We start from the raw sequence: 21,495 nt of genomic DNA on the forward strand, positions 1-21,495 counted from the left end.
GGGCTCAGGTCCTGCGGGCCGAGCGCCGGGCCGCCCCAAGCCGGCCCGCGATCCCCCCGGGGGATCGGCTGGTGTACCCGCCGGACGAGGGGCTCAGGTCCTGCGGGCCGAGCGCCGGGCCGCCCCAAGCCGGCCCGCGATCCCCTCGGGGGATCGGCTGGCGTACCCGGACGAGGGGCTCAGGTGATCGCCTGGGCGCGCACCATGCTCGCGTAGAGGCCGTTGCCGGCGATCAGCTGCTCGTGGCGGCCGCACTCCAGCACGCGGCCGTCGCCCATCACGTAGATGCAGTCGGCGTTGCGCACCGTGCTCAGGCGGTGGGCGATCAGGATCAGCGTCTTCTCGCCCTGCAGCTGCTCGATCGACTGCTGCACCGCCCGCTCGGACTCGCTGTCCAGCGCCGAGGTGGCCTCGTCGAAGACCCAGATGCGTGCGTCCTTGTAGAGCGCCCGCGCAATCGCCAGGCGCTGGCGCTGGCCGCCCGACAGGCGGCTGCCGTTGCTGCCGATGACGGTCTCGACGCCCTCGGGCATGCGCTCGACGAAGCCCCACAGGTTGGCCGCGCGCAGGCATTGCTCGATGCGGACCGGGTCCTTGGGCAGCACGTAGGCGACGTTGTCGGCGATCGAGCCGTCGAACAGCACGATGTCCTGCGACACCACCGCGAACTGGCGCCGCAGCGAGGTCTTGCGGATGTCCTGAAGGTCCAGTCCGTCGAAGGACACCTGGCCTTCGGTTGGCGCGACGAAGCCCAGCAGCGTGTTGACCACCGTCGTCTTGCCCGAGCCGGACGGGCCGACCAGCGCGATGGTCTGGCCGGGCCGGATGTCCAGGTCGAAGGTGGCCAGCGCTGCATGCTCGCTGCCGGGGTAGCGCACGGTGACGCGCTCGAAGCGCAGCGCGCCGTCCGGTCGATCGGGCAGCACGCGCGTGCCGTGGTCGGGCTCGGGCGGCGTGTCCATCAGGTCGAAGCAGGCCTGCGCGCCGATCAGGCCGCCGACGATGGGTTGCGTCACGTCGGTCAGGTGCTTCATCGGCGAGATCGTCATCAGCATCGCGGTGATGAAGGCGATGAAGTCGCCCACCGTCGCCTGTCCCTGGTTGGCCTCGATCAGCGCCAGCGTCAGGATCAGCGCCACGCCCAGGCTGGCGACGGTCTGCGTCAGAGGTGTCATGGTCGCGCCGGCCGCCACGCTCTTGAGCGTCATGCGGCGGAAGTGCTGGGCCTCCTGGCGGAAGCGCTTCTGCTCGAACTCACCGGCATCGAAGGTGCGCACCACGCGCCAGGCCCGGATGATGTCGTCGACGATGCCGATCAGCCGGATCTGCGAGCCGTAGGCCTCGCTGCCCAGCCGCAGCACCCGCTTCTGGACCTTGCGCACCACGAAGGCCAGCGCCGGCGCGATCGCGAAGGTGATCAGCGTGAGCTTCCAGTTGAGATAGAACAGGTAGCCCAGCATCGCGATCAGCGTGGTGCCATCGCGCAGCACCGTGATGACCGCGCCGGACAGCGAGGACATCGTCGAGTTCGGGTCGTTGATGACGCGTGAAGCCGCGACACCCGGGCTCAGGGTATTGTACAGGCTCGCATCGGCACCGACGACGGCCCGCAGCAGGTCGTTGCGCAGCGAGAACACCGCCTTCGACGTCGAGGAGCCGAACAGGTAGGTGCCCGCGAACGACAGCACCCCGCGCACCACGAACAGCCCGATCACGATCAGCGGCAGCAACCACACCGGCAAGGGACTCGTGCCATTGAAGCCGCGGTCCAGCAACTGCTTGAGCAGCGCCGGAATGGCCGGCTCGAACGCCGCCGAGACGAAGAAACAGGCCACGCCGGCGGCGAATTCGCCCTTGTGGGGCTTGAGGTAACCCAGGAGCCTGGTGGCGGTCTGCTTGTGGGACATGTCGTCGTGGAAGGCGCGGTTTCAGGAAGATCTGGTCAGTTGCTTCAAGCGCTGCGCGCGAGGAACTGTTCGACCTTTTCCTTCAGCAAGGCCTCGCTTTTCTGGATCATTTCCGAATACTGCGTGTTCTGGAAGCCCCAGAGAACCGAGGTCGTGTCTTCGCGATGGCCGGCTAGGAATGGCAAGGTGGTGGTGATGCGCAATCCAGGATAGTTTTCGAGATACCGGTCGATGGTGTTGCTCTGGGGATCCTGATCGGCTTCGTTCCAATTGCTGATGATGCGCATGGCACGTTGCCCGTAAATGTTGCAGACCATGCTGGTCATGCGGTCGATGGTGACGAACTGGCGACCGTTTTCCCAGCTGACGTCGCAGACTTCGGTGTCCTCATGCAGATGGGCGATCAGGCCCGCGAAGATATCCCAGGAGTAGGGGTCCTGGCGGTGCCGGGCCTGGACGTCTGCCAGGATCGCGCTCGCTTCGTCGCTGACCAGGGCATCGTCCTCGCAGATCACGATGGATTCCAGACCTTGTTCGAGGGCCTTTCGGCACATGAACTTGTAGCTCAGTCCGCAACCCACCCATCCTGGCGTCATGCGAATGCCATCGAAGAAGGCTGCCGCGAGCGGCCGCGATTCCTCGGCCAGTTTTCTTCTGGCCACGGTTTCAGGCAGGCTCAGGCAGAGTCGGTCGGCCGGCAGGCGGAATTCGGGCTGCGCCCGCTCGAAGGTCGGGAAATCGATCAGGCGCTGCGCCAGGAGGATGCGACCGAGCAGGAACTGGAAGGTCGAGGCAGATTGCCGCAGCACCTCGGACCGATCCGGGCGGCCGGCAGAGAGCGCCGCCTTGATCTCGCGAATCATGCCGTCGATGTCGCCAGGCGCGACAAAGCGGACCTCGGCCGATTCGATCGGGTATTCGGCCTGGTTGGAACTGCTCTCCGAGACGACTTGAAGGCCCAGGGCCAGGCACTCGTTGATCCGGGTGGTCTCGAGCAACGCGTTTTCGTAGTAGTGGAGATTGATCACCACGCGGGCACGGCGGAGGACGCGGTGCAATTCGGCGCCGAAGGTGTTCGAGAGTTCGGTCAGCCTGAAATGCCGGCCGAGTTCGTCCAGGATGGCACGCCGACGCGGCACGTGAGAATCACCGTAGAAGACCAGTTCGATGTCCTGATCGATCTCCCTATGCGCGTCGTCCTGCCCGTCGCCGACGCCGTAGGGGTCGTATCCCGGCATGCTGCCGACCGGCAGGTAGTGACAGTGCGGATAGCGGATGTCGCGCTCGGCGAAGTAGTTCAGGTTGTCCAGCGAATAATCGATCATGGCCCTTGATTCCCTGAGCGTGTCCAGGTATTGGGGCGTCATCCAGCGTTCGCTGACGGTTTGTTCGAACTGGTATGCGATGCGGCGTTCGCCGGGTGGCAGGACCTTGAAAATCTGGGGGCAGAGGACAAAATAGATCGGCAGGTCGAACGTGACCGTTTCGTCGGAGCCATGGATCCTCGATTGGATACCGTAGTTCTTCAGCGCTGCCTGAATGGCATGTGCCACGAACATCGTGTGTGGCGTCGTCATGATGCCGAACGTCAGCGTGCCGTCGCTTGCGATGTCGGCCGAGTTGAGCGTGCTTTCGACCTTGAATTCGCGAATCTTGTGCGCGTATTTCGTGACCTTGTCCTGCCTGCCCAGCAGGCGATAGAACTCGCGCTTGAACCGGTAGTAAGTCAGGTTGTGCCGGGACGGTGGCTCCGGCTTGACGGTTTCCTGCTCCGGAGGCTGCGCCCGTGATTCCGCCTGGAACGCCGCAGCTTGCTTCAGCGAGGTCCGTCGGTCGATCATGTCCAGCAGTTGATCGAGTTGCCGCTCGCGCAGCAGGAGTTTTTCCTGGTCTTCCGAGTAGAGCCGCTCCGAGCGTGGCTGGGGGTCGTCCTGGATGCGTGCGTTGTAATGTCTGGGCGACAGGTCCAGCATACGGCGGTTCCATGTCGGTGCATCAGCGCCGACCTTCTGGAAGACCGCCACATAATCGTTCCAGCGCTCGTTGTGGGCGTGGTGCGAGCCGATGAAGGACTCCAGCAGGTTCAATTCCTGATGGTTCCGCCGGGCCCATTCCTGGAGTGCCACACCACTGTCCGGATAAAAGCGCCAGCAATCCACCGGGTAGCGGTGATACATGCCATTGCTCGGCGCGTTCAGGTAGATCAAGCCGCCCGGACGGACGATCCGGACCATTTCGAGGAAGGCCAGCCAGAAGAACTCCGAGTGCTCCAGGCATGAACTCGACATGACGATGTCGGCGCAATCCGATTCGAGCGGCAGGGCATAAGGATCCTGCAGGATCAGGTCGACGCCCTTGCCCGGCTGGAAATCAAGACCAAGATAACGGGCATGTGCAGGAGCGAGTTCGCGCAGCGAGCCATTCACGTCCTGGCTGCCAATCTCGATGATCTGACCCGAAAAATCTTGCTCCGTGTAAGTCTGGAAAAAGAGCCTGGCGTGCTGGAGAGCGGATTGATGCATCTGGTATTCCCTGGATTTTGTATCTTGTCGTTGGTTGCTCGCCGCCATTTGTCGCGCCTGAGAGGCGTTCCGGTGGCCGGTCAGTCCCGGCTGTTGCAGGTGGCGTTGAATGTTTCTGGTAATTTCAGTCGATTGAACAGGTGGGGCCGACTTGCACAAGGCCAGCCGTGGCTGACGACGCGCGAGGCTGCATTATTGCAAGGCATGCCGCTGGAATCCGCCGCAGTTCTAGAAGCGCACCCCGACCTCAATCGGCGCCTGGCGTGCTAGTCCGCGCGGGCCGGAGCGGTGATCCGGGCCCGGTCTTCCTCGGCCGGCCGTGCCGCAAGGCACGCACCACGCGCTGGGCCGCCAGGCGGGGATCGGCAGCCGGGTCCGGCGGATTCGACCGGGACCCGTACCTCATGCCTTCCAGCGCCAGCAAGGATTCGGCAGCGGCGACGAGGTGGGCCGAGTCGGCCGGCGCCCGTTCTGCGTCCCGCCGCAAGCGCCCCGCCAGCTGCCTCGGCGTCTCGTGGGGCTGGCTCGGGTAGCCGCGTCGGGCGAGGCTGCGGCGCAGGTCTTGCCAGGCGCGCAGCCAGGGGTCGCGCGGGCGGCTGCGGCGGGCTTGCCAGGCGGCGAGGGCGGCGCCCAGGCCGGCCAGGGTCGCCAGGGCGATGGCCAGGGCGCGGCCGAGGTCGGACAGGTCGGCGTCGACCCAGCCAAGCGCGCGCAGCAGGTCGAGCTGGCGCTGCCGGCCGTGGCCCAGCACCCACTGGTTCCAGCGGTGGTCGAGCGCACCCCAGACCGCGCGCAGGCGCTCCAGCAGGGCCGGGTCGACGTTGGCCAGCGCGCCGGCGACCAGGCCGCGCGGGGCGCTCAGGCGCTGGCCGCCGCTGATGCGCTCGGGGGCGATGGCGGCAGTCGGGTCGACCCGGACCCAGCCGTCGCCGGCGCGCCAGTACTCGGCCCAGGCATGGGCGTCGCTCTGGCGCACCTCCAGCACGCCGTCGATCGGGTTGAGGCGACCGCCCTGGTAGCCGGTCACGATGCGCGCGGGCACGCCCAGGCTGCGCATCACGACGACAAAGGCGGTGGCGTAGTGCTCGCAGAAACCGGCCCGGCGGTCGAGCCAGAAGGCGTCCAGAGGCTGTTCGCCCAGCTCGCCGGGGCTGAGCGTGTAGGCGTAGCCAGCCTGACGGATGTGGGCGATCAGCGCGATGGCGAGCACGTCGGCCCGGCGGGCCTCGCTCGGTGCCTGGGCGAGGGCAGGCTGGCGAGCCAGTTCGGCGGCCCAGGCGCGGGTGCGCGGGTGCTGGCCGGCCGGCAGCGCCAGCCAGTTCGACAGGGTGCCGGTCAGCAGGTCCTCGGGCAGGCCGGGCGTGCGACCGTCGCGGCGTGCCACGGCGCGGACCTGCAGCCGCTCGGTGATCGGCCGGTTGCTGATCCAGCTGCCTTCTGGATGCGGGGCCAGCACCAGGCCGTCCTCGCCGCCGGCGATGCGCTCGGGCAGGCCCTGCACGCTTTCCAGCAGCGGCAGCGTGGCGATGCGCAGCGGCTCGACGGTCATCTCGTAGCGCAGGTCGCCGGGCATCGACGGGTCGGCCTGCTGGCGCGGGTCGAAGGCCGGCGGCAGCGCGGCGCCGGCGCGCCAGGGCAGCACGGTCCAGCGCCGGCCGTCGGGCTGGCTCAGCACCGGGCCGCGGAAGTAGAGCGCCTGCGGCGGCGGTGGCGGGCCATTGAACTGGACCCGCAGCGCGACCCGGTCATCGAGCGCCAGCTCGGCGACGTCGCCCAACTGCAGCTCGTTGGACAGCCCGGTGCGCCCGCCGGCATCGCCGGGCACGCCCCACAGCGGCGCGATGCGCGGGAAGAAGACGAACAGCGCGGCGACCAGCGGGACGCCGGTCAGCATCAGCCGGCCGGCCTTGCCGGCGGCGTTCGCCAGACCGGGCCGGCCGACCGGCATGTGCGCCAGCACCAGCGCCGCCAGCAGGCCCCAGACCGCACCGCCCATGGCCAGCGCGATGGCCAGCGACTGCGAGTGCAGGAAGTTCGACAGCACCAGGAAGAAGCCCAGGAAGAACAGCACCAGCGCGTCGCGGCGGGCGCGCAGTTCCAGCGTCTTCAGGGCCGCCAGCATGACCAGCAGCGCCAGGCCGGCGTCCTTGCCGCCGAGGCTGCGCCAGGTCAGCGCGACCGCGCCGACGCTGGCGATCAGCAGGCCGGTCAGCAGCCAGCGCGGTGGCAGGGCCGCGCCGCGCCAGGCCAGCGCCGCGCGCCACAGCAGCGCCAGCGCCGCGCCGGCCGTCGCCCAGGTCGGCACATGGCCGGCCAGCGGCGCCAGCGTCCAGGCCAGCACGGCCAGCATGAAGAGCGTGTCGCGGCGCTCGCGCGGCAGGGTGGGCAGGCCCGGCAGCCTCATGGCGCGGCTCCGGGATCGGTCGGGAAGGCGCGGGCGAGCGCGTCCAGGCAGGCCAGGCGGTGGGCCGGGCCTTCGGCCTCGGGCAGGCGCAGGCCGGGCAGGACCAGGGCCCAGCGCAGGCCGGCCCGTTCGGCCTGGAGCACCCAGGCGCACAGGCGCGACAGGCGGGCCTCGCGGTCGTCGCCGAGGTCGGCGGTCTGGCGCCAGGCGAGCACGCGGCCCTGCGGTGGCGGTGGCTGGAGATCGCGCACCAGAAGCTCGCCGCCGTGGTCCAGCAGCCGGGCCGAGCGACGCCAGAGCACCTGCGACGGCCGGTCGCCGTCGCGCCAGGGCCGCACGCCGTCGGGCTCGGGCAGCTCGGTGGCGCGGCGTTGCCAAGGCGGGGTCGGGCGGGGTGAGGCTGCCTCGTCGGGTGCGGCCAGCGGCTCGCCGACCTCGTCGCCCAGGACCGGCAGCGGTGGCGGGTCGGCCTCGGGTGTCGGCCAGACCAGCAGCTCGCCGGTCGGCCGCCAGAGCGACCAGGCGCGCAGCAGGCCGAGCGGGTAGCGGGCCTCGATGTGCAGCGTCGGCCAGGGTTGCGGACCGCGCCGCAGCGGGGTCCAGGCCGGTGCGGCCTCACGCTCGCCCTGTTCGGGGCCGTCGATCGCCAGCGGCTCGGCATGGCCGCTGGCGATCGCCAGATCCGGCCTGGTCCAGCGCAGCGCGATGCCGTGGCGGCCGAGGAAGAAGGCCCGCGCCAGCGCGCCGCGCGGCTGCGGGTCGGTGAGCCGCAGCGGCAGCTCCAGCACGTCGCCGGCATGGCCTTGCCGGAGCGTCGCGCCGGCCGCCGTGATCTGCAGGCCGCGGATCGTCGCGTGGGTCGCATGCAGCGCGACCACGCCGGAGCCGGCCAGCAGGAAGGTCAGCAGGTAGCCGAGGTTGAGCTGGTAGTTGATCGAGCCCAGCAGCAGCGCGACCAGCAGGGCGGCATAGAGCCAGCCTGCAGAGGTCGGCAGGATGTAGACGTTGCGCTGCGTCAGCAGGGTCGACGGGCTGCGCGGGTGGCGGGCCTGCCACCAGCGTTGCCAGCGTGCCCGCCAGGCCGAGGCCATCAGCGCAGCTCCACCGATTCCAGCATCGCCTGCACCTGCGCGGCGCGGCCGCGGCCGGCACCGGGGCGCGGTTGCAGGCGATGCGCCAGCACCGGCACGGCGATCGCCTGCAGGTCGTCGGGCAGGACATGGTCGCGGCCGTCCAGCAGGGCCCGTGCGCGGGCGGCCCGCAGCCAGGCCAGCCCGGCGCGAGGTGACAGGCCGTGGACGAACCAGGCGCCCGATCGGGTCGCGGCGATCAGCGCCTGCAGGTAGTCCAGCAAGGCCGGTGCCGCATGCACGCGCAGCACGGCGGCCTGCAGCGCCTGCAGCTGCACGCCGTCGAGCACCGGCGCGAGCTGGCGGATCGTGGCGCGGCGGTCGGCCCCGGTCAGCAGCGCGCGTTCGGCGGCGGCATCGGGGTAGCCGAGGTGGATGCACATCAGGAAGCGGTCGAGCTGGCTCTCGGGCAAGGGGTAGGTGCCGAGCTGCTCGCCGGGGTTCTGGGTCGCGATGACGAAGAAGGGCGCCGGCAGCGGGTGGCTGGCACCGTCGACGCTGACCTGCTGCTCCTCCATCGCTTCCAGCAGCGCGCTCTGGGTGCGCGGGCCGGCGCGGTTGATCTCGTCGGCCAGCAGCACCTGCGTGAACAGCGGGCCTTGATGGAACACAAAGCCCTCGGTGTGGCGGTCGAACACACTGGCCCCGATCAGGTCGCTGGGCATCAGGTCGGCGGTGAACTGGACCCGCGCGAACCGCAGCCCCATCGACACCGCCAGCGCATGCGCCAGGGTGGTCTTGCCGACGCCGGGCAGGTCCTCGATCAGCAGGTGCCCGCCGGCCAGCAGGCAGGCCACGCTGTCGCGGATCTGGCCGGCCTTGCCCACGACCACCGTGCTAATCTGGTTTGTCAGCTGCTCCAGCTGGACGCCCGGGGCCGGGTCGATGCCGGAGGGTGGTGTCAGGTGCATGTGATGCGCAGGCTTCATCATCCACAAACCATACCCGATGCCCGACCGTGCGACGACGCGGCGGGACATGGACAGGACCCCATCACGAGACGACGCGCGCGTGAGCCCCTCCGCCGCGAACAGACATGAGCACTGCCTTCTACAGCCACCCCGACTGCCGCGGCCACGACATGGGTCCCGGCCACCCCGAATGCCCGCAGCGCCTCGATGCGATCGAGGACCACCTGCTGGCCACCGGCCTGGACATCGCGCTGCAGCGCCCGGACGTGCCGCTGGCACGCCACCAGGATCTGATGCTGGCGCACACCGAGGGCTACCTGCTTGAACTCGACGAGTTCCTGCGCCAGGCGGTCGAGACCGGCGAGCACCGCGCGCTCGACCCCGACACCACCGTCTGCCCCGCCACCCGCCAGGCGATGCTGCGGGCGGCCGGCGCGGCCGTGGCGGCCACCGATGCGGTGATCGACGGCACCTATGCCAACGCCTTCTGTGCCATCCGCCCGCCCGGCCATCACGCCACGCGCAGCGAGGCGATGGGCTTCTGCTTCTACAACAACGTCGCGATCGCGGCCCGCCATGCGCTGGACGTGCGCGGCCTGAAGCGCGTCGCGGTGGTCGACTTCGACGTGCACCACGGCAACGGCACCGAGGACATCGTCGCCGGCGATGACCGCATCCTGATGGTGAGCTTCTTCCAGGACCAGCTCTATCCCTTCAGCGGTGGTGTGCCATTGGGCGACAACATGCTCAACCTGCCGATCCCCGCCTACACGCGCGGCGGCGAGATCCGCGAGCTGATCGAGGCCAACTGGATTCCCCGGCTCGATGCCTTCAAGCCCGAGATGATCTTCATCTCGGCCGGCTTCGACGCCCACCGCGAGGACGAGCTGGGCCAGCTCGGGCTGGTCGAGGCCGACTACGCCTGGATCACCCAGCGGCTGGTCGACGTGGCCGAGCGGCACGGCGGCGGGCGCATCGTCTCCTGCCTCGAAGGCGGCTACACGCTCAGCGCGCTGGCGCGCAGCGTGGCCGCGCACCTGCGCGTGCTGGCCGGGGTCTGATCAGCGGCTGGCCGCGGGCGCGGTCTGTGCCGGCGCCGGTTCGGCGCCGAACTCGACCGCCACGCGCAGCCGGCTGCGCACCGCCGCGCCGTCCTTGCGACCGGGCTCGAAGCGGGCCTGCAGGAAGGCCTGACGGGCGGCGTCCTCCAGCAGCGGGGGCAGCATGCCGTCGGCGTCGAGCCGGACCCTGCGGACCCGGCCGGCTTCGTCGACGAACAGCGTCATGACGGCCCGGTAGTGGCCCAGCGGCGCGGCGTCCGGGTAGGGCAGGTCGATCGGGCCGGTGGCATGGGGGGCTCGGTCGAGCTGGCTGCGCACCAGGAACAGGGCTTCGTCGTCGGGTTCGGACGGCGACGCGGCTGGTCGTCCGCCGCCACCGGTGGACGGGACTGCATCAGAGGCCGGCATGGGTGGCGCGAGGGCAGCGGACGCGACCCGGACCGTGTGGGTCGCCACCTCCTGCAACCTGCCCCGCGCCCCATCGGCCGGGCCTGGTCGGGCGGCAGCGCCCGGATCCATGCTGGCGTCCGGATCGACCAGCCGGACCTGGGCGGCGCGGGCACCGGATGGGCCGGATCCGGCACCCGCATGCCCGGCCGGGCCGGCGTCCCATGACGCCAGCAGCAGCGCCGCGTGGCCGGCGACGGCCAGCAGCACGGCGACCCGCCAGGCAGCCGGCCTCAGTCGGTCAGCTCGCGCCACGAGGCACGGCGGACGTTGCTGCCCCCGCCACCCGAGCCGCCGGTGCTGCCCTTGAGCACGGTCTTCTGGTCCTGCGTCGTGACGATGGCGCTGACCTTGCCGTTGTTGCTCATGACCCGGTTGAGGCCGACGATCATGGTCGTGAAGGTGTCGACGCCCGTGACCTGGCCGGAGTTGAGGTCGATCTGGTACAGGAAGGACGAGCCGCCCTGCGAGCAGGCGTCGGCATTGGGTACCGTCGAGGCAAAGGCCAGGATGCCGGAGGCGAGCTGCACGCCGTCGACGTAGACCTTCTCCTTGCTGGCGGCGGTCAGGTCGATGAACCAGCCGTTGCGGGTGGTCCAGTCGACCGGCGTCAACGAGGCCAGCAGCCGGGTCGAGTTGTTCAGCGTCTGCTGCACGAAGTTGGCCGGCGTCGAGCGCATCACGCCCACGCCGGTCGTGCCGAGGGTGTCCTTGATGCTGTAGATCGATTGCGTCGTGGTGTCGCCCAGGTCGGTGGTCGTCAGCAGCCGACCGGTGCCCACGCTGATGATGGCGGTGGGCACGCCGTTGATCGACTTCTCGCTCAGCACCGGCTTGGCGGTGATCGGCTGGGCGACGCCGCCGGACGTCTCGGCCCGGCCCAGCAGCAGGGCCTCGCGGCCGGACGGCGCGATGCGGTCGTCGTGGTCGAAGCGCCAGAGGTTGCCCAGCGTGTCGCCGGCATAGAAGCGCAGTGCGGTGTTGTCGGTGTCGGAGCTGACCCAGGCGTTCAGGCGACCCATGTTGCTGGGCGTGCCGGTCGAGCCTTCCCCGGTGCTGATGGTGCGCACCAGCGTGCCGGTCACCGCGTTCAGCACGTAGAGCCGGCCGATGCCGTCGCCGTTGCTGACGTTGTTGATGCCCGAGGTGAAGGCGACGATCCAGGTGCCCGCCGCGTCCTTGGTGATGACCGGGTTGCCGTAGGTGTAGCCGAGGTTCTCGTGGGTGTACTCCCACAGCGAGACCGGGTTTTCCGGATCGGTGATGTCGAGCGCGTAGTAGCCGCGCCCGCCCGCCCCGAGGCCAGCCACCAGGATGGTGCGCCAGCGCCCGGCGACGGCGTCGTAGACGTCCGAGACGTTGGGCGTCGCGTCGACGTAGAAGCGGTGGCTGTAGGCCTGGTCGGCCAGTCGCCACATCTCGCTCATCGACGCGGTCGGCACATAGGCCCACAACTCCGTGCCGCCGCTGGTGTCGCCGCGGCCGGTCCCGACCTTGAAGGCGTGCAGCATGCCGTCGTTGCCGGCGGCATAGACCACCGGCATGCGCGTGGCCTTGTCGGCCGCGAAGGCCGCATAGCCCGCGTCGGCATAGCGGAATGGCGGCTTGCCGACGTAAACCGGCGAGGCGTTGACGAAGTCGCCCAGCAGCGAGGTCGTGCGGGTCCGGAAGAGCTGGTCGTCGATCGCGGTGGCGTTCAGGTAGAGCGACTTGTTGCCGACCAGGTAGTTCACCAGGTTCTCGGCGGTGACCTTGGTGCGGGCGTTGGTGCTCAGCGCGCCGCACTGGCTCAGGTTCTCCGAGGCGGTGCCGCGGGTGCAGCGGCTCTCGAACGGCGCGGCCAGGCCGGCGGTGGCCAGGTTGGCGGCGGTGAAGTCGCTCAGGGACGTGCCGTTGCGGAAGAGCACGCGGCGGGCCGTGGTGCGGGCGTTGAGCTTCTGGCTGGCGCTCCAGATCTCCTGGCCCGGGCTGGTGTCGGGCGCGATCAGTTCGCCGTCGACGAAGGTGAACTTGAAGGCCCGAAGGTCGCCGGCCCATTCGGCCGTGGTGAAGCTGGGCACGAACACCCAGTCGTCGCCCAGCACCGGCGTGAGCGTGCTGGCGGCGGCGGCGGCACCCGATTCGGTCACGCGCTTGATCGACGACAGCGTGGTCGAGATCGCGTCGTCGAGCTGGTCCGGGTTGGAGGCCGAGAAGTACTGCCCGCGACCGTTGACCGCGGCATGCCAGAGGTCGTCGATGTGGGTGGCGTTCTCGTTGCTGCCCAGCGTGCCCGAGGGCACCGGCCAGTTCTTGGTGCCGTTCTTGATGTCGACGAAGTCGCCGCTGTTCTGCGTCAGGTAGTTGCGGTCGTAGTTGAGCGTGCCCTTCAGCCCGAGGCCGATCGTGAAGGTGCTCATGTGCTGGTGGGTCGCGCTGTCCGTGCTGTTGGGCGGGACGTTGTTCTCCAGGTTGCCGCGCAGGTCGGTCTTCCAGTAGTACTCGGCCACGTCGGCCAGCGAGTTGCTGTCGCCGGCGCTGGTGGTGGTGGTGTCCACCGTGGTGTCGCTGTCGATCGGCGTGGTCGAGACCGGCACCACCGCGCCGTTGGCCGCCGTGGACGGGTTGGACGTGGCGGTGAAGGTGGTCGCGCCGATGGTCAGGCCGTCGCCGTTGAGCTGGTTGGCGGTGCGGCAGCGCTGCGAGGTGCCGGCATTGGCCGGCACCGTCCAGTTCGCCTGCGGGCAGACCGGGTCGGCGGTGGACGTCGAGGTGTTGCGGTTGCTCGGCGAGACGGTGGTCGGGCCGGCCACGCCGTCGGTGATGACGGTCGTGTACGTCGTCACCGTCGAGCTGATCGCCGTCGTGGTGCGGGTCCAGTCGATGCGGCAGGTGGCGGTGTCGCGGTCTGTGCGGGTGACGAGGTATTCGTCGTTGTTGCAGCGGTTGCCGTTGGTCTGGGTCTGCCGGGTCTGCGAGCTGACGACGTTGCGACGACCGGTCACGGTCAGCCGCATGGGCGTGTCGGTCACGCTGGTGTTGCCGACTTCCTGGGTGCGCACGCGGGTGATGCGGGTCGAGGCGCCGTCCTTCATCGGCCGGAGCTCGCTGCCGTCCTGCTGACCGACCGGGTTGCCGGCCAGGTCAAAGGGGCCGTAGGTGGTGGTCTCGGTGTCCGCGTTCCAGTAGCCGTCGGTCGACAGCACCGCGTAGTTGCGCTGGCAGGAGTACTGGACCGGATCGGGCGAGCCGGTGCGGGTGATCACGCCGCCGTAGTAGCGCCCGACCTTGGACAGCGCGCCGCGCAGCGGCGTGAAGCCGCTCGGGCTGCTGCTGTAGAGCAGGTTGAAGAAGGCGACCTTCTGGGCCGTGTTGAAGTCTGCGGGCGGCAGGAAGTTCGCGCTGGTCACGCCGGTGTCGCTGATCTTGGTGAAGCCCACGCGGTAGCCATCGGACAGCTCGGCGAAGGCACGGCCGGCTGCCGTGCGCATCGTCAGCACGCGCTTGCGGTAGTACGAATACCAGTTCGCATAGCGCTGCTGGTCGGCCGCCGACAGGCTGCTGACGAGCACCCGGGTGAAGACCGACGAGGCGCTGCTCGTGGCGGTCCGGCACTCGATGTAGAACGGCGTCGTGGTGTCGACCGAGCCGTTGGCGGCATAGCGCCAGGACAACGCCGGCTGGCTGCCGGTGTAGCGGTAGAAGGCGTTGCCCGAGGTGGCCAGGTTGACGGTCGGCGACGAGCTGTTGAAGCCGTCGTTCGGCGCGGCCGTGAACGGGACGTTCGGGTAGCTCTCGGCCGCGCCGGTGGTCGCGTTGATGCGCACCGGCGGCGCATAGCTCACGGCCGGATCGGGATTGAAGGCCACGCCGTTGCACTGCGACGACCAGAAGCCGTAGCGGCTCGAGTCGTTGATCTCGTCGGGCATGTACTCCCAGTCCATCGAACCCGAGTCGTCGAGGATGAACATGATGTTGGGCTTGGCCGTCGTCGTCGACGTCGTGCCCAGCGGCACGTTGGCGATGTCGGGCACGGCGGCCTGGGCCAGCGAGCCGGCCAGGGTCAGGCCCAGGACCAGGCCCTGGGCCAGGGCGCGGACCGCATGGGTCGGGAGGTTCGGGCGGTTCGGCATGGCGAGCCTCGTCAGAAGTGCACCAGCGTCTCGGTGACGCTGGTGGTGTTGCGGCCCCCACGGGCCCGCACGATGACGCGGAAGTACTGCGACAGCACGATCTGCTGCAGCTTCGGGTCGGTGTAGTTCATCTCGCCCTTCTCGGCGGTCGGGGCGGTGGTGGCGGTGATCGGGCGCGAGCAGGCCACGGTGTTCAGCGTCGGGTCGCCGGCGGCGCTGCACACGCGCATGATGAACCAGCGTGCCTGCACCGCGCCGTTGCCCACGCTCAGTGCGGTCGCCAGCGGCTTGACGCAGCTGGCGGCGGTCTGGCCGGCGCAGTTGTTCATGTCCCAGTCGATCAGGGCCCGGGTGTTGTCGGACGTGCGGGTGCCGGTCGCATCGAGCCGGGCGACGCTCTGGGCGCTGTAGCCCTGGGCCTGGATGCTGGCGTGCAGCACCGTGCCGGTCTTGTTGTTGTCCAGCCAGGCGATGGCCTGGCGGGTCGCCTCGTCGGCGGCCAGCAGGGTGTCCTGCTTGAAGCTCAGGTTGCCGAGGATGGTCGCGCCGGTGTCGACCGAGCGGATCAGCGCGACCGCCGCCAGCGACAGCGCCACCAGCGTGATCAGCGAGAAGACCAGCGACACGCCGCGCTGGGCGATGCGGGCCGCGAGACGGGGCGATCGGATCGTCATGGCGTGCGTCCTCACGATTGCCACAGCAGGTTGCGCAGCGGCACGACCACCTCGAAGACCTTGTAGCGGTAGTGCCGCCAGTCGCTCAGGTGGTCGACCGGCAGGGTCTCGGCGGTGGCGCCGTCCGGGCGCCAGGTCGGCTGCGCGGTCGTGACCTCGGCCTTCTCGTATTGCGTGCTGCGGGCCACGACGGCCACGCGCACCGCGATGGCGCGGGCCCAGCCGTCGGGCGTGGTCGGGGCGGTGGTGGTCCAGCTGTCGACGACGTCGTCGGCCGTGGCGCTGGTGTCGATGCCGTAGACCGCCTGGAGGTTCACGATCTGCGGGAACAGCACGTCCGCGGCGCTCCAGGCGGCGTTGCTGGCGTCGGTCGTGCGCAGCGTCAGCGCGGTGCCGCCGCCGGCGGCGGTGTCTGCGCCGAGCGCGTACTCGCGGTAGATCAGGGTGCCGAGGTTGACGAACTGGTCGCCGACCGCATAGCCGATGTCGGAGAAGCTCACGCCGGGCCGGATGTTGGCCGTCGCGTCCTGGTTCCAGGCACCCGACTCGGCATGTTCGATCGTGTCGGCCAGCGCGGCGGGCGTGGCCGTGACCTCGACCACCGAGCACCAGCTGGTGGCGATGTTCGTCGGCACCAGGGCCAGCAGGTCGCCGGCCTGCGCGGTCTCGGTGCCCAGGTTGGTGTTGGCCTCGACGCCCAGCGACACGTCGTTCTTGCGGTGGACCCGCGACAGCCGCACCGGCAGCGCATGGAAGGACGTGCCGGGACGGCCGCTGAGCATCACGAAGATCGTGTCGGGCGAGCCACGGGTCGCGTCCGTGCCTTGCACGATGCGGACCGGCACCATCGGCTGGCCATGCCACGGCGGCGTCACGCCGTCGCGGTTGCCGCGCAGCTCGCAGCCCGCGCCGCTGCCGGTCGTGATGCCGTAGCCGCTCATCTGCAGGTCGCGCTGCAGCATCTGCAGCGACAGCGCGCCATTGACCTGGGCGTCCGAACCCCCGGTGGTGCTGCGCTTCTGGCCTTCGAAGAGCAGGGCGACCTGGGTGATCACCAGCACGGCCAGCAGGCCGATGACCATGCCGACCATCAGCTCGATCAGCGTGACGCCCTGCGCCTGCTGGCGAGCGGCTCGACGGGAGGACGGTGCGTGCATCACAGGTTCCGGTTAATCGAGGTGATGGTGGTGTAGCTGTGCTGCGGCTCGTTGGGCACCACCCAGTTGATCGTGATCTCGACGGTGGCGGTTGCCGGGTCGATGCTCAGCGTCGGCGCGATGTTGCCGGGCAGCGTGTCCTGGACCTTGGCGGTCCAGTTGCGGCAGGGCGCGTGGTTGGAGCAATCGGCCCCGTAGGCCGTGAGGTTGGCCGCATCGGCCCACATCGTGCCGACCAGGTCGTTGGCGAGGTAGGCCGCCTCGGCGCGGAACTTCGCGCCACTGGTGGCGCGGGTCAGCGAGACCTGCAGCCCGAGCACGCCGAGCGCGCCGAGCATGAAGATCAGCAGCGCGATCAGCGCCTCGATCATCGCGAAGCCGGCGGCGGCGCGGCGCAGCAGGCGGTCGGTGCGGTTCGGGCGTCGGCGTGGATGCAGCGTCATGGCAGGCCTCAGCACTTGCGCGGGTCGTTGTTGTCGGTGACGGCCGGATCGCAGCTGCGCACCGTGCCGCCGGGCGAGATCACCACGTTCAGCGGCCGCACCGTGGCCCCGCTGCTGTGGCCGATGACCAGGCAGCGGATCGGGTTGGCGGCGGTGTCGACGCGGCCGAAGCCGCCATAGACCACCTGCGTGTTGCCCGAGGCGCTGGTGCAGTCCGCCCCGCGCACCGACACCGTCACGTTGCGCGAGCCGTCGCCCTGGGCGAACTTGGCCAGGATGCGCGGCGCGTTGGTCTCGCTGACAGCGTTGCCGCAGGCGCCGGCCGGGTTGTCCAGGCTGACGACCCAGGAGGCCGAGGTCGCCGAGGCGGCGCAGTTGACGTCGAGCAGGCCGGGGTTGTCGGTGGCCGTGCTCACCAGCGTGAAGCGCACCGGCAGGTTGCGCCGCACCGCCTCGGCGCGGGCCTTGGCCAGGCCGTTGCTGATCGACTCGGCGGCGTTGCGGATCTCGGTGTTGCGCAGCCAGGCGCCGATGCTGGGCATGGTCGCCACCAGCAGGAAGCCGAGGATGGTGAGCGTCACCATCATCTCGATCAGCGAGAAGCCGCCGCGTGCCGCGCGGCCGGTGCGCGGGCTCAGCATTCGCCGCCCTTGACCAGCCAGCAGGCCTTGCCGCTGACCGTGGCGCCCTTGAACGAGGTCGTGGCCCGCGCGTTGGCCTGGTCGACCGTGTAGACATGGGCGCTGCCCATCTCGGTGGTGTTGGTGGCCGTCAGCGTGTAGCCCTGGCCGCTGTTGCTCAGCGCGCAGCTGTAGGTGAAGTATTTGGTGCCGGCCGGCGCGGCGGCGATGGCGCCGGCGGCGCAGTCGGTGCCGGTGCCGTAGTTGCGGTTGTCCTGGTAGTACTGCTCCATCTGGACCCGGTAGTTGCTCAGGTAGGTGAAGGCTTCCGGGATGCGGCCGCGCCGCAGGTAGTCGGTGTAGGACGGCAGCGCGACGGCGGCCAGGATGCCGACGATGGCCACCGCGACCATCAGCTCGATCAGCGTGAAGCCCCCGTGCGCGCGTCGGCCGGCGGACAGGTTCGGTTGGCGCGGGGGGGTCGGGAGCTTGGGCATGGCGGTCGAGGGTCGGGTCAGCGTGAACGACATGCTAGGCCGCCGACCGGTTGCCGGGCAGGGGTATCCCAACCGGCCGTCGCCCGGGATTGACCGTTTGTCCGGGCGGTCGCCCGGGATTGACCGTGTGTCCGGGCGGTCGCCGCAGCTCAGTGGAAGTCGCGTGAATGGGTCTGCAGCCGGCCGAGCCAGGCGCTCATGTCGTGCAGGTCCTGGGCGATCAGGTGGCTGACGCCGTCACGGCGCTGCCAGGTGCCGCGCACGGCCAGCAGGCGCGCGCCCAGCAGGGCCTGGCGGTGGCGCTCGCGCACGTCGCGCCAGACGATCACGTTGACCGGGCCGGTCTCGTCCTCCAGCGTGACGAAGATCGTGCCCTTGGCCGTGGCCGGCTGCTGGCGCGTCACGACCAGGCCGCAGGCCCGCACGGTGCGGCCGTCGGGCACGCGGGCCAGCTCGGCGGCGCTGCGCACCGACTGGCGCTGCAGCCGCTCGCGCAGCAGCGCCAGCGGGTGGCGGCGCAGGCTCAGGCCGGTGGCGGCGTAGTCCAGCGTGACGGCCTCGCCCTCCGGGGCCTCGATCAGGCTGAGCTGGGCCTCGTGGACCGGCGCACCGCGCAGCAGGCCTGACGGCGGCGGGCGCGGCCCGTCGGGCAGCGCGCTGGCGTGCCGGCGTTCACGCGGTCCGGCCAGCGGTGCGGCGGCGGCCCAGACCTGCTGGCGCCGGTGGCCGGCCAGCGCGGCCAGCGCATCGGCCTCGGCCAGCGTCTGCAGCTCGTGCGGTTCGAGCGCGGCGCGCAGGGCCAGGTCGGGCACGTCGGCGAACGGGGCCTCGGCACGGGCGCGCAGCAGCCGCTCGGCGCTGGCACGCGGCAGGCTGGCGACCATCCGCAGGCCCAGGCGCACGGCCGGGCCGCCCCGGCCCGAGCCTTCCTGTGGCACCGGGCCGCCCAGGCCCGAGCCGTCGTGTGCTGCCGCCCGAGCCGGCGCGGCCGCCCTGGGTGCCTCCAGCGTGCAGTCCCAGTCGCTGCGCGTGACGTCCACCGGCCGCACCTCGACCGCGTGGCGGCGTGCGTCGGCCACCAGCTGGGCCGGGCCGTAGAAGCCCATCGGCTGCGAGTTCAGCAGCGCGGCCAGGAAGGCGGCCGGCTCATGGCATTTCAGCCAGGCGCTGAACCACGTGATGATCGCGAAGCCGTAGGCATGGCTCTCCGGGAAGCCGTATTCGCCGAAGCCCTGGATCTGCTGGAAGATGCCCTCGGCGAAGGTGCGCTCGTAGCCGCGCTCGACCATGCCGTCGACGATGCGGTCGTGGAAATGGTGCACGCCGCCCTTGCGCCGCCAGGCCGCCATCGCGCGGCGCAGGCTGTCGGCCTCGCCGGGCGAGAAGCCCGCCGCGATCATGCAGACCTGCATCACCTGTTCCTGGAAGATCGGCACGCCCAGCGTGCGCGCCAGTGCCGCGTCCAGCGCCGGGTAGGGCGAGGTGGCGGCCTCGCGGCCCTGCTTGCGGCGCAGGTAGGGATGGACCATGCCGCCCTGGATCGGGCCGGGCCGCACGATCGCGACCTCGATGACCAGGTCGTAGAACTTCTCCGGCTTCAGGCGCGGCAGCATGCTCTGCTGGGCCCGGCTCTCGATCTGGAACATGCCCACCGTGTCGGCGCGCTGGATCATCTTGTAGGTCGGGTCGTCGGCGCGCGGGATGTCCTGCAGCGTCCAGCGCGGCGGGCCACCGGGCAGGCCGCGGCCGTGGCGGTCGTCGGCCAGCGCCAGCGCCTTGCGCAGCACGGTCAGCATGCCCAGCGCGAGCACGTCGACCTTGAGCAGGCCGAGCGATTCGAGGTCGTCCTTGTCCCACTGGATGACGCGCCGCCCGGCCATCGCCGCCGGCTCGATCGGCACCAGCCGGGCCAGGCTGCCGCGCGCGATGACGAAGCCGCCGCTGTGCTGCGACAGGTGGCGCGGGAAGCCCATCAGCGTGTGCGCCAGTTCCAGCCACAGCCGCGTCACCGGCGCCTCGGCGTCCAGGCCCTGTTCGGCCAGCCGGGCATCGAGCGACTCGCGGCCGTCGAACCACTGGTGCGACTTGGCCACCGCGTCGATCAGCAGCCCGTCCAGCCCGAGCGCCTTGCCGACCTCGCGCACGGCGCCGCGCACCCGGTAGGTCGACAGCGCGGCGGCCAGCGCGGTGCGGTGGTGGCCGTACTTGGCGTAGAGGTACTGGATGACCTCCTCGCGGCGCTCGTGCTCGAAGTCGACGTCGATGTCGGGCGGCTCGCCGCGCTCGCGGCTGACGAAGCGCTCGAACAGCAGCGTGGTCTGGGTCGGGTCGACCTCGGTGATGCCCAGGCAGAAGCAGACCGCCGAGTTGGCTGCCGAGCCGCGGCCCTGGCACAGGATGCCGCGGCTGCGGGCGTGGCGCACGACGTCGTGCACGGTCAGGAAGAAGGCCTCGTAGCGCATCTCGGCGACCAGCGTCAGCTCGTGCTCGATCTGCGCCATGACCGAGGCCGGCACGCCGTGCGGATGGGTCGACGGCGGGTAGCGCCGCCGCGCGCCGGCCAGCGTCTCGTGGCGCAGCCAGCTTGCCGGCGTGTGGCCGGCCGGGATGATCTCCTCGGGGTATTCGTAGGCCAGCTCGGACAGGCTGAAGCGGCAGCCCTGCGCGATCTCGACGGTGCGGGCCAGCCACTCGGGCCGGTAGAGCTGGGCCAGCGTCAGGCGGGCGCGCAGGTGGGCCTCGGCGTTGCGCGCCAGCTCGGCGCCGCACTGCTCCAGCGGCCGGTTCAGGCGGATCGCGGTGAGCGTGTCCAGCAGCGGCTTGCGCGAGCGCACGTGCATCAGCACCGCGCCGCAGGCGACCAGCGGCAGGCCGCTGGCGGCGCTGGCCTGGCGGGCCTGCTCGACGGCCAGGCTGTCGTCGGCCTGCATCAGCAGCTCGACCGCCAGCGAGGCCTGCGGCCCGAACACCGACGCCGCCCAGCGCGCCTGCATGGCCAGCGCCTCGGCGCCGTCGTCGCGGCGCGGCAGCACGATGGCGTGCAGGTCCTGCCAGTTCGACGGATCGGGCGCGGACGGCTCGGCAGGCTCATCGCATGAGCCGGTCGGGACGGCGATCGGGCCGGGCCGGAAGTCGTCGGCATCGAGCCGGTAGCGGCCCTTCTCGCAGCGGCTGCGTGCCAGCGTGATCAGCTCGCACAGCCGGCCGTAGCCAGCCCGGTTGCGGGCCAGCAGCAGCAGCCGGGCGCCGGGATGGCCGGCGCACGGTTCGAGCGTGAAGACGCTGCCGATCAGCAGCTGCAGGCCCTCGTGCCGACGCGCTTCCTCGTGCGCGCGCACCACGCCGGCGACCGAGCATTCGTCGCTGATGACCAGCGCGCGGTAGCCCAGCCGGGCGGCCCGCTCGACCAGCTCTTCCGGATGCGAGGCGCCGACGCCGAAGCTGAAGTTGCTGCGGCAGTGCAGCTCGGCGTAGTCGGGCACCGGGCTGAAGCCGGCCTGCCCGACGGCCAGCGGCGCGCGCCGGTCCAGCTCGACCAGTGGGCGCGGGCGTTCCGGTTGCGGGGCTTCGGGCATGGGGTGGTCCGGTGGCACGCGGGATCGGGGATCGT

General features: G+C 70.5%; 14 protein-coding genes. 1 reads left to right on the forward strand and 13 read right to left on the reverse strand.

Translation table 11 applies throughout. From position 1 onward, the window contains the following. Positions 1-179: 179 nt before the first annotated feature. The 5 genes from msbA to Q8X39_RS05550 form a co-directional block, all read right to left on the reverse strand. A complete protein-coding gene (gene msbA / locus Q8X39_RS05530; RefSeq protein WP_305748636.1) occupies positions 180-1,907 on the reverse strand; it encodes a lipid A export permease/ATP-binding protein MsbA in 1,728 nt (575 codons plus the stop codon). Between the two features lie 44 nt (positions 1,908-1,951). Beyond that, complete coding sequence (locus tag Q8X39_RS05535; protein ID WP_305748637.1) at positions 1,952-4,477, reverse strand: methyltransferase domain-containing protein; 2,526 nt, start codon at positions 4,475-4,477, stop codon at positions 1,952-1,954. Between the two features lie 199 nt (positions 4,478-4,676). Next, positions 4,677-6,833: a transglutaminase TgpA family protein gene (locus tag Q8X39_RS05540; protein ID WP_305748638.1), complete on the reverse strand. Its 2,157-nt coding sequence runs from the start codon at positions 6,831-6,833 to the stop codon at positions 4,677-4,679. Next, positions 6,830-7,924 (reverse strand): DUF58 domain-containing protein, encoded by a 1,095-nt coding sequence (locus tag Q8X39_RS05545; protein WP_305748639.1) that lies wholly within the window; start codon positions 7,922-7,924, stop codon positions 6,830-6,832. Before Q8X39_RS05545 ends, Q8X39_RS05540 begins: the two co-directional genes overlap by 4 nt. Beyond that, complete coding sequence (locus Q8X39_RS05550; protein WP_305748640.1) at positions 7,924-8,874, reverse strand: AAA family ATPase; 951 nt, start codon at positions 8,872-8,874, stop codon at positions 7,924-7,926. Before Q8X39_RS05550 ends, Q8X39_RS05545 begins: the two co-directional genes overlap by 1 nt. Before the next feature lie 125 nt (positions 8,875-8,999). Here Q8X39_RS05550 and Q8X39_RS05555 point away from each other — a divergent pair, with 125 nt between their 5' ends. Beyond that, entirely contained in the window at positions 9,000-9,935 is a 936-nt protein-coding gene (locus Q8X39_RS05555) for a histone deacetylase family protein (RefSeq protein WP_305748641.1), read from the forward strand. Here Q8X39_RS05555 and Q8X39_RS05560 read toward each other — a convergent pair whose 3' ends face one another. The 8 genes from Q8X39_RS05560 to Q8X39_RS05595 form a co-directional block, all read right to left on the reverse strand. Further along, on the reverse strand, positions 9,936-10,637 hold the full coding sequence (locus Q8X39_RS05560) for an energy transducer TonB (RefSeq protein WP_305748642.1): 702 nt from the start codon (positions 10,635-10,637) through the stop codon (positions 9,936-9,938). Then, positions 10,616-14,494, reverse strand: coding sequence for a pilus assembly protein (locus tag Q8X39_RS05565; protein WP_305748643.1), 3,879 nt, complete (start codon positions 14,492-14,494; stop codon positions 10,616-10,618). Before Q8X39_RS05565 ends, Q8X39_RS05560 begins: the two co-directional genes overlap by 22 nt. A gap of 11 nt (positions 14,495-14,505) precedes the next feature. After that, the gene (locus Q8X39_RS05570) at positions 14,506-15,168 is read right to left on the reverse strand and encodes a pilus assembly PilX family protein (protein WP_305748644.1); all 663 of its coding nucleotides are present in this window, start codon (positions 15,166-15,168) and stop codon (positions 14,506-14,508) included. 11 nt (positions 15,169-15,179) lie between these two features. After that, complete coding sequence (locus tag Q8X39_RS05575) at positions 15,180-16,325, reverse strand: PilW family protein (protein WP_305748645.1); 1,146 nt, start codon at positions 16,323-16,325, stop codon at positions 15,180-15,182. Continuing rightward, a complete protein-coding gene (locus Q8X39_RS05580; protein WP_305748646.1) occupies positions 16,325-16,768 on the reverse strand; it encodes a type IV pilus modification PilV family protein in 444 nt (147 codons plus the stop codon). The genes Q8X39_RS05575 and Q8X39_RS05580 overlap by 1 nt, the downstream gene beginning before the upstream one ends. A gap of 8 nt (positions 16,769-16,776) precedes the next feature. Then, positions 16,777-17,409 (reverse strand): GspH/FimT family pseudopilin, encoded by a 633-nt coding sequence (locus tag Q8X39_RS05585; protein ID WP_305748647.1) that lies wholly within the window; start codon positions 17,407-17,409, stop codon positions 16,777-16,779. Further along, complete coding sequence (locus Q8X39_RS05590) at positions 17,403-17,885, reverse strand: type IV pilin protein (RefSeq protein ID WP_305748648.1); 483 nt, start codon at positions 17,883-17,885, stop codon at positions 17,403-17,405. Before Q8X39_RS05590 ends, Q8X39_RS05585 begins: the two co-directional genes overlap by 7 nt. A 149-nt stretch (positions 17,886-18,034) precedes the next feature. Continuing rightward, positions 18,035-21,460, reverse strand: a complete 3,426-nt coding sequence (locus Q8X39_RS05595) for an error-prone DNA polymerase (protein WP_305748649.1) — start codon at positions 21,458-21,460, stop codon at positions 18,035-18,037. Positions 21,461-21,495: the final 35 nt, after the last annotated feature.

This window comes from Leptothrix discophora (genome assembly GCF_030705305.1).
In the GTDB taxonomy this organism is placed as follows: domain Bacteria; phylum Pseudomonadota; class Gammaproteobacteria; order Burkholderiales; family Burkholderiaceae_C; genus Sphaerotilus; species Sphaerotilus discophorus.

Coding starts and splice junctions, on each gene's coding strand:
- msbA (WP_305748636.1), bottom strand. CDS start 1,907: ATGTCCCACAAGCAGACCGCCACCAGGCTCCTGGGTTACCTCAAGCCC.
- Q8X39_RS05535 (WP_305748637.1), bottom strand. CDS start 4,477: ATGGCGGCGAGCAACCAACGACAAGATACAAAATCCAGGGAATACCAG.
- Q8X39_RS05540 (WP_305748638.1), bottom strand. CDS start 6,833: ATGAGGCTGCCGGGCCTGCCCACCCTGCCGCGCGAGCGCCGCGACACG.
- Q8X39_RS05545 (WP_305748639.1), bottom strand. CDS start 7,924: ATGGCCTCGGCCTGGCGGGCACGCTGGCAACGCTGGTGGCAGGCCCGC.
- Q8X39_RS05550 (WP_305748640.1), bottom strand. CDS start 8,874: ATGCACCTGACACCACCCTCCGGCATCGACCCGGCCCCGGGCGTCCAG.
- Q8X39_RS05555 (WP_305748641.1), top strand. CDS start 9,000: ATGAGCACTGCCTTCTACAGCCACCCCGACTGCCGCGGCCACGACATG.
- Q8X39_RS05565 (WP_305748643.1), bottom strand. CDS start 14,494: ATGCCGAACCGCCCGAACCTCCCGACCCATGCGGTCCGCGCCCTGGCC.
- Q8X39_RS05570 (WP_305748644.1), bottom strand. CDS start 15,168: ATGACGATCCGATCGCCCCGTCTCGCGGCCCGCATCGCCCAGCGCGGC.
- Q8X39_RS05575 (WP_305748645.1), bottom strand. CDS start 16,325: ATGCACGCACCGTCCTCCCGTCGAGCCGCTCGCCAGCAGGCGCAGGGC.
- Q8X39_RS05580 (WP_305748646.1), bottom strand. CDS start 16,768: ATGACGCTGCATCCACGCCGACGCCCGAACCGCACCGACCGCCTGCTG.
- Q8X39_RS05585 (WP_305748647.1), bottom strand. CDS start 17,409: ATGCTGAGCCCGCGCACCGGCCGCGCGGCACGCGGCGGCTTCTCGCTG.
- Q8X39_RS05590 (WP_305748648.1), bottom strand. CDS start 17,885: ATGCCCAAGCTCCCGACCCCCCCGCGCCAACCGAACCTGTCCGCCGGC.
- Q8X39_RS05595 (WP_305748649.1), bottom strand. CDS start 21,460: ATGCCCGAAGCCCCGCAACCGGAACGCCCGCGCCCACTGGTCGAGCTG.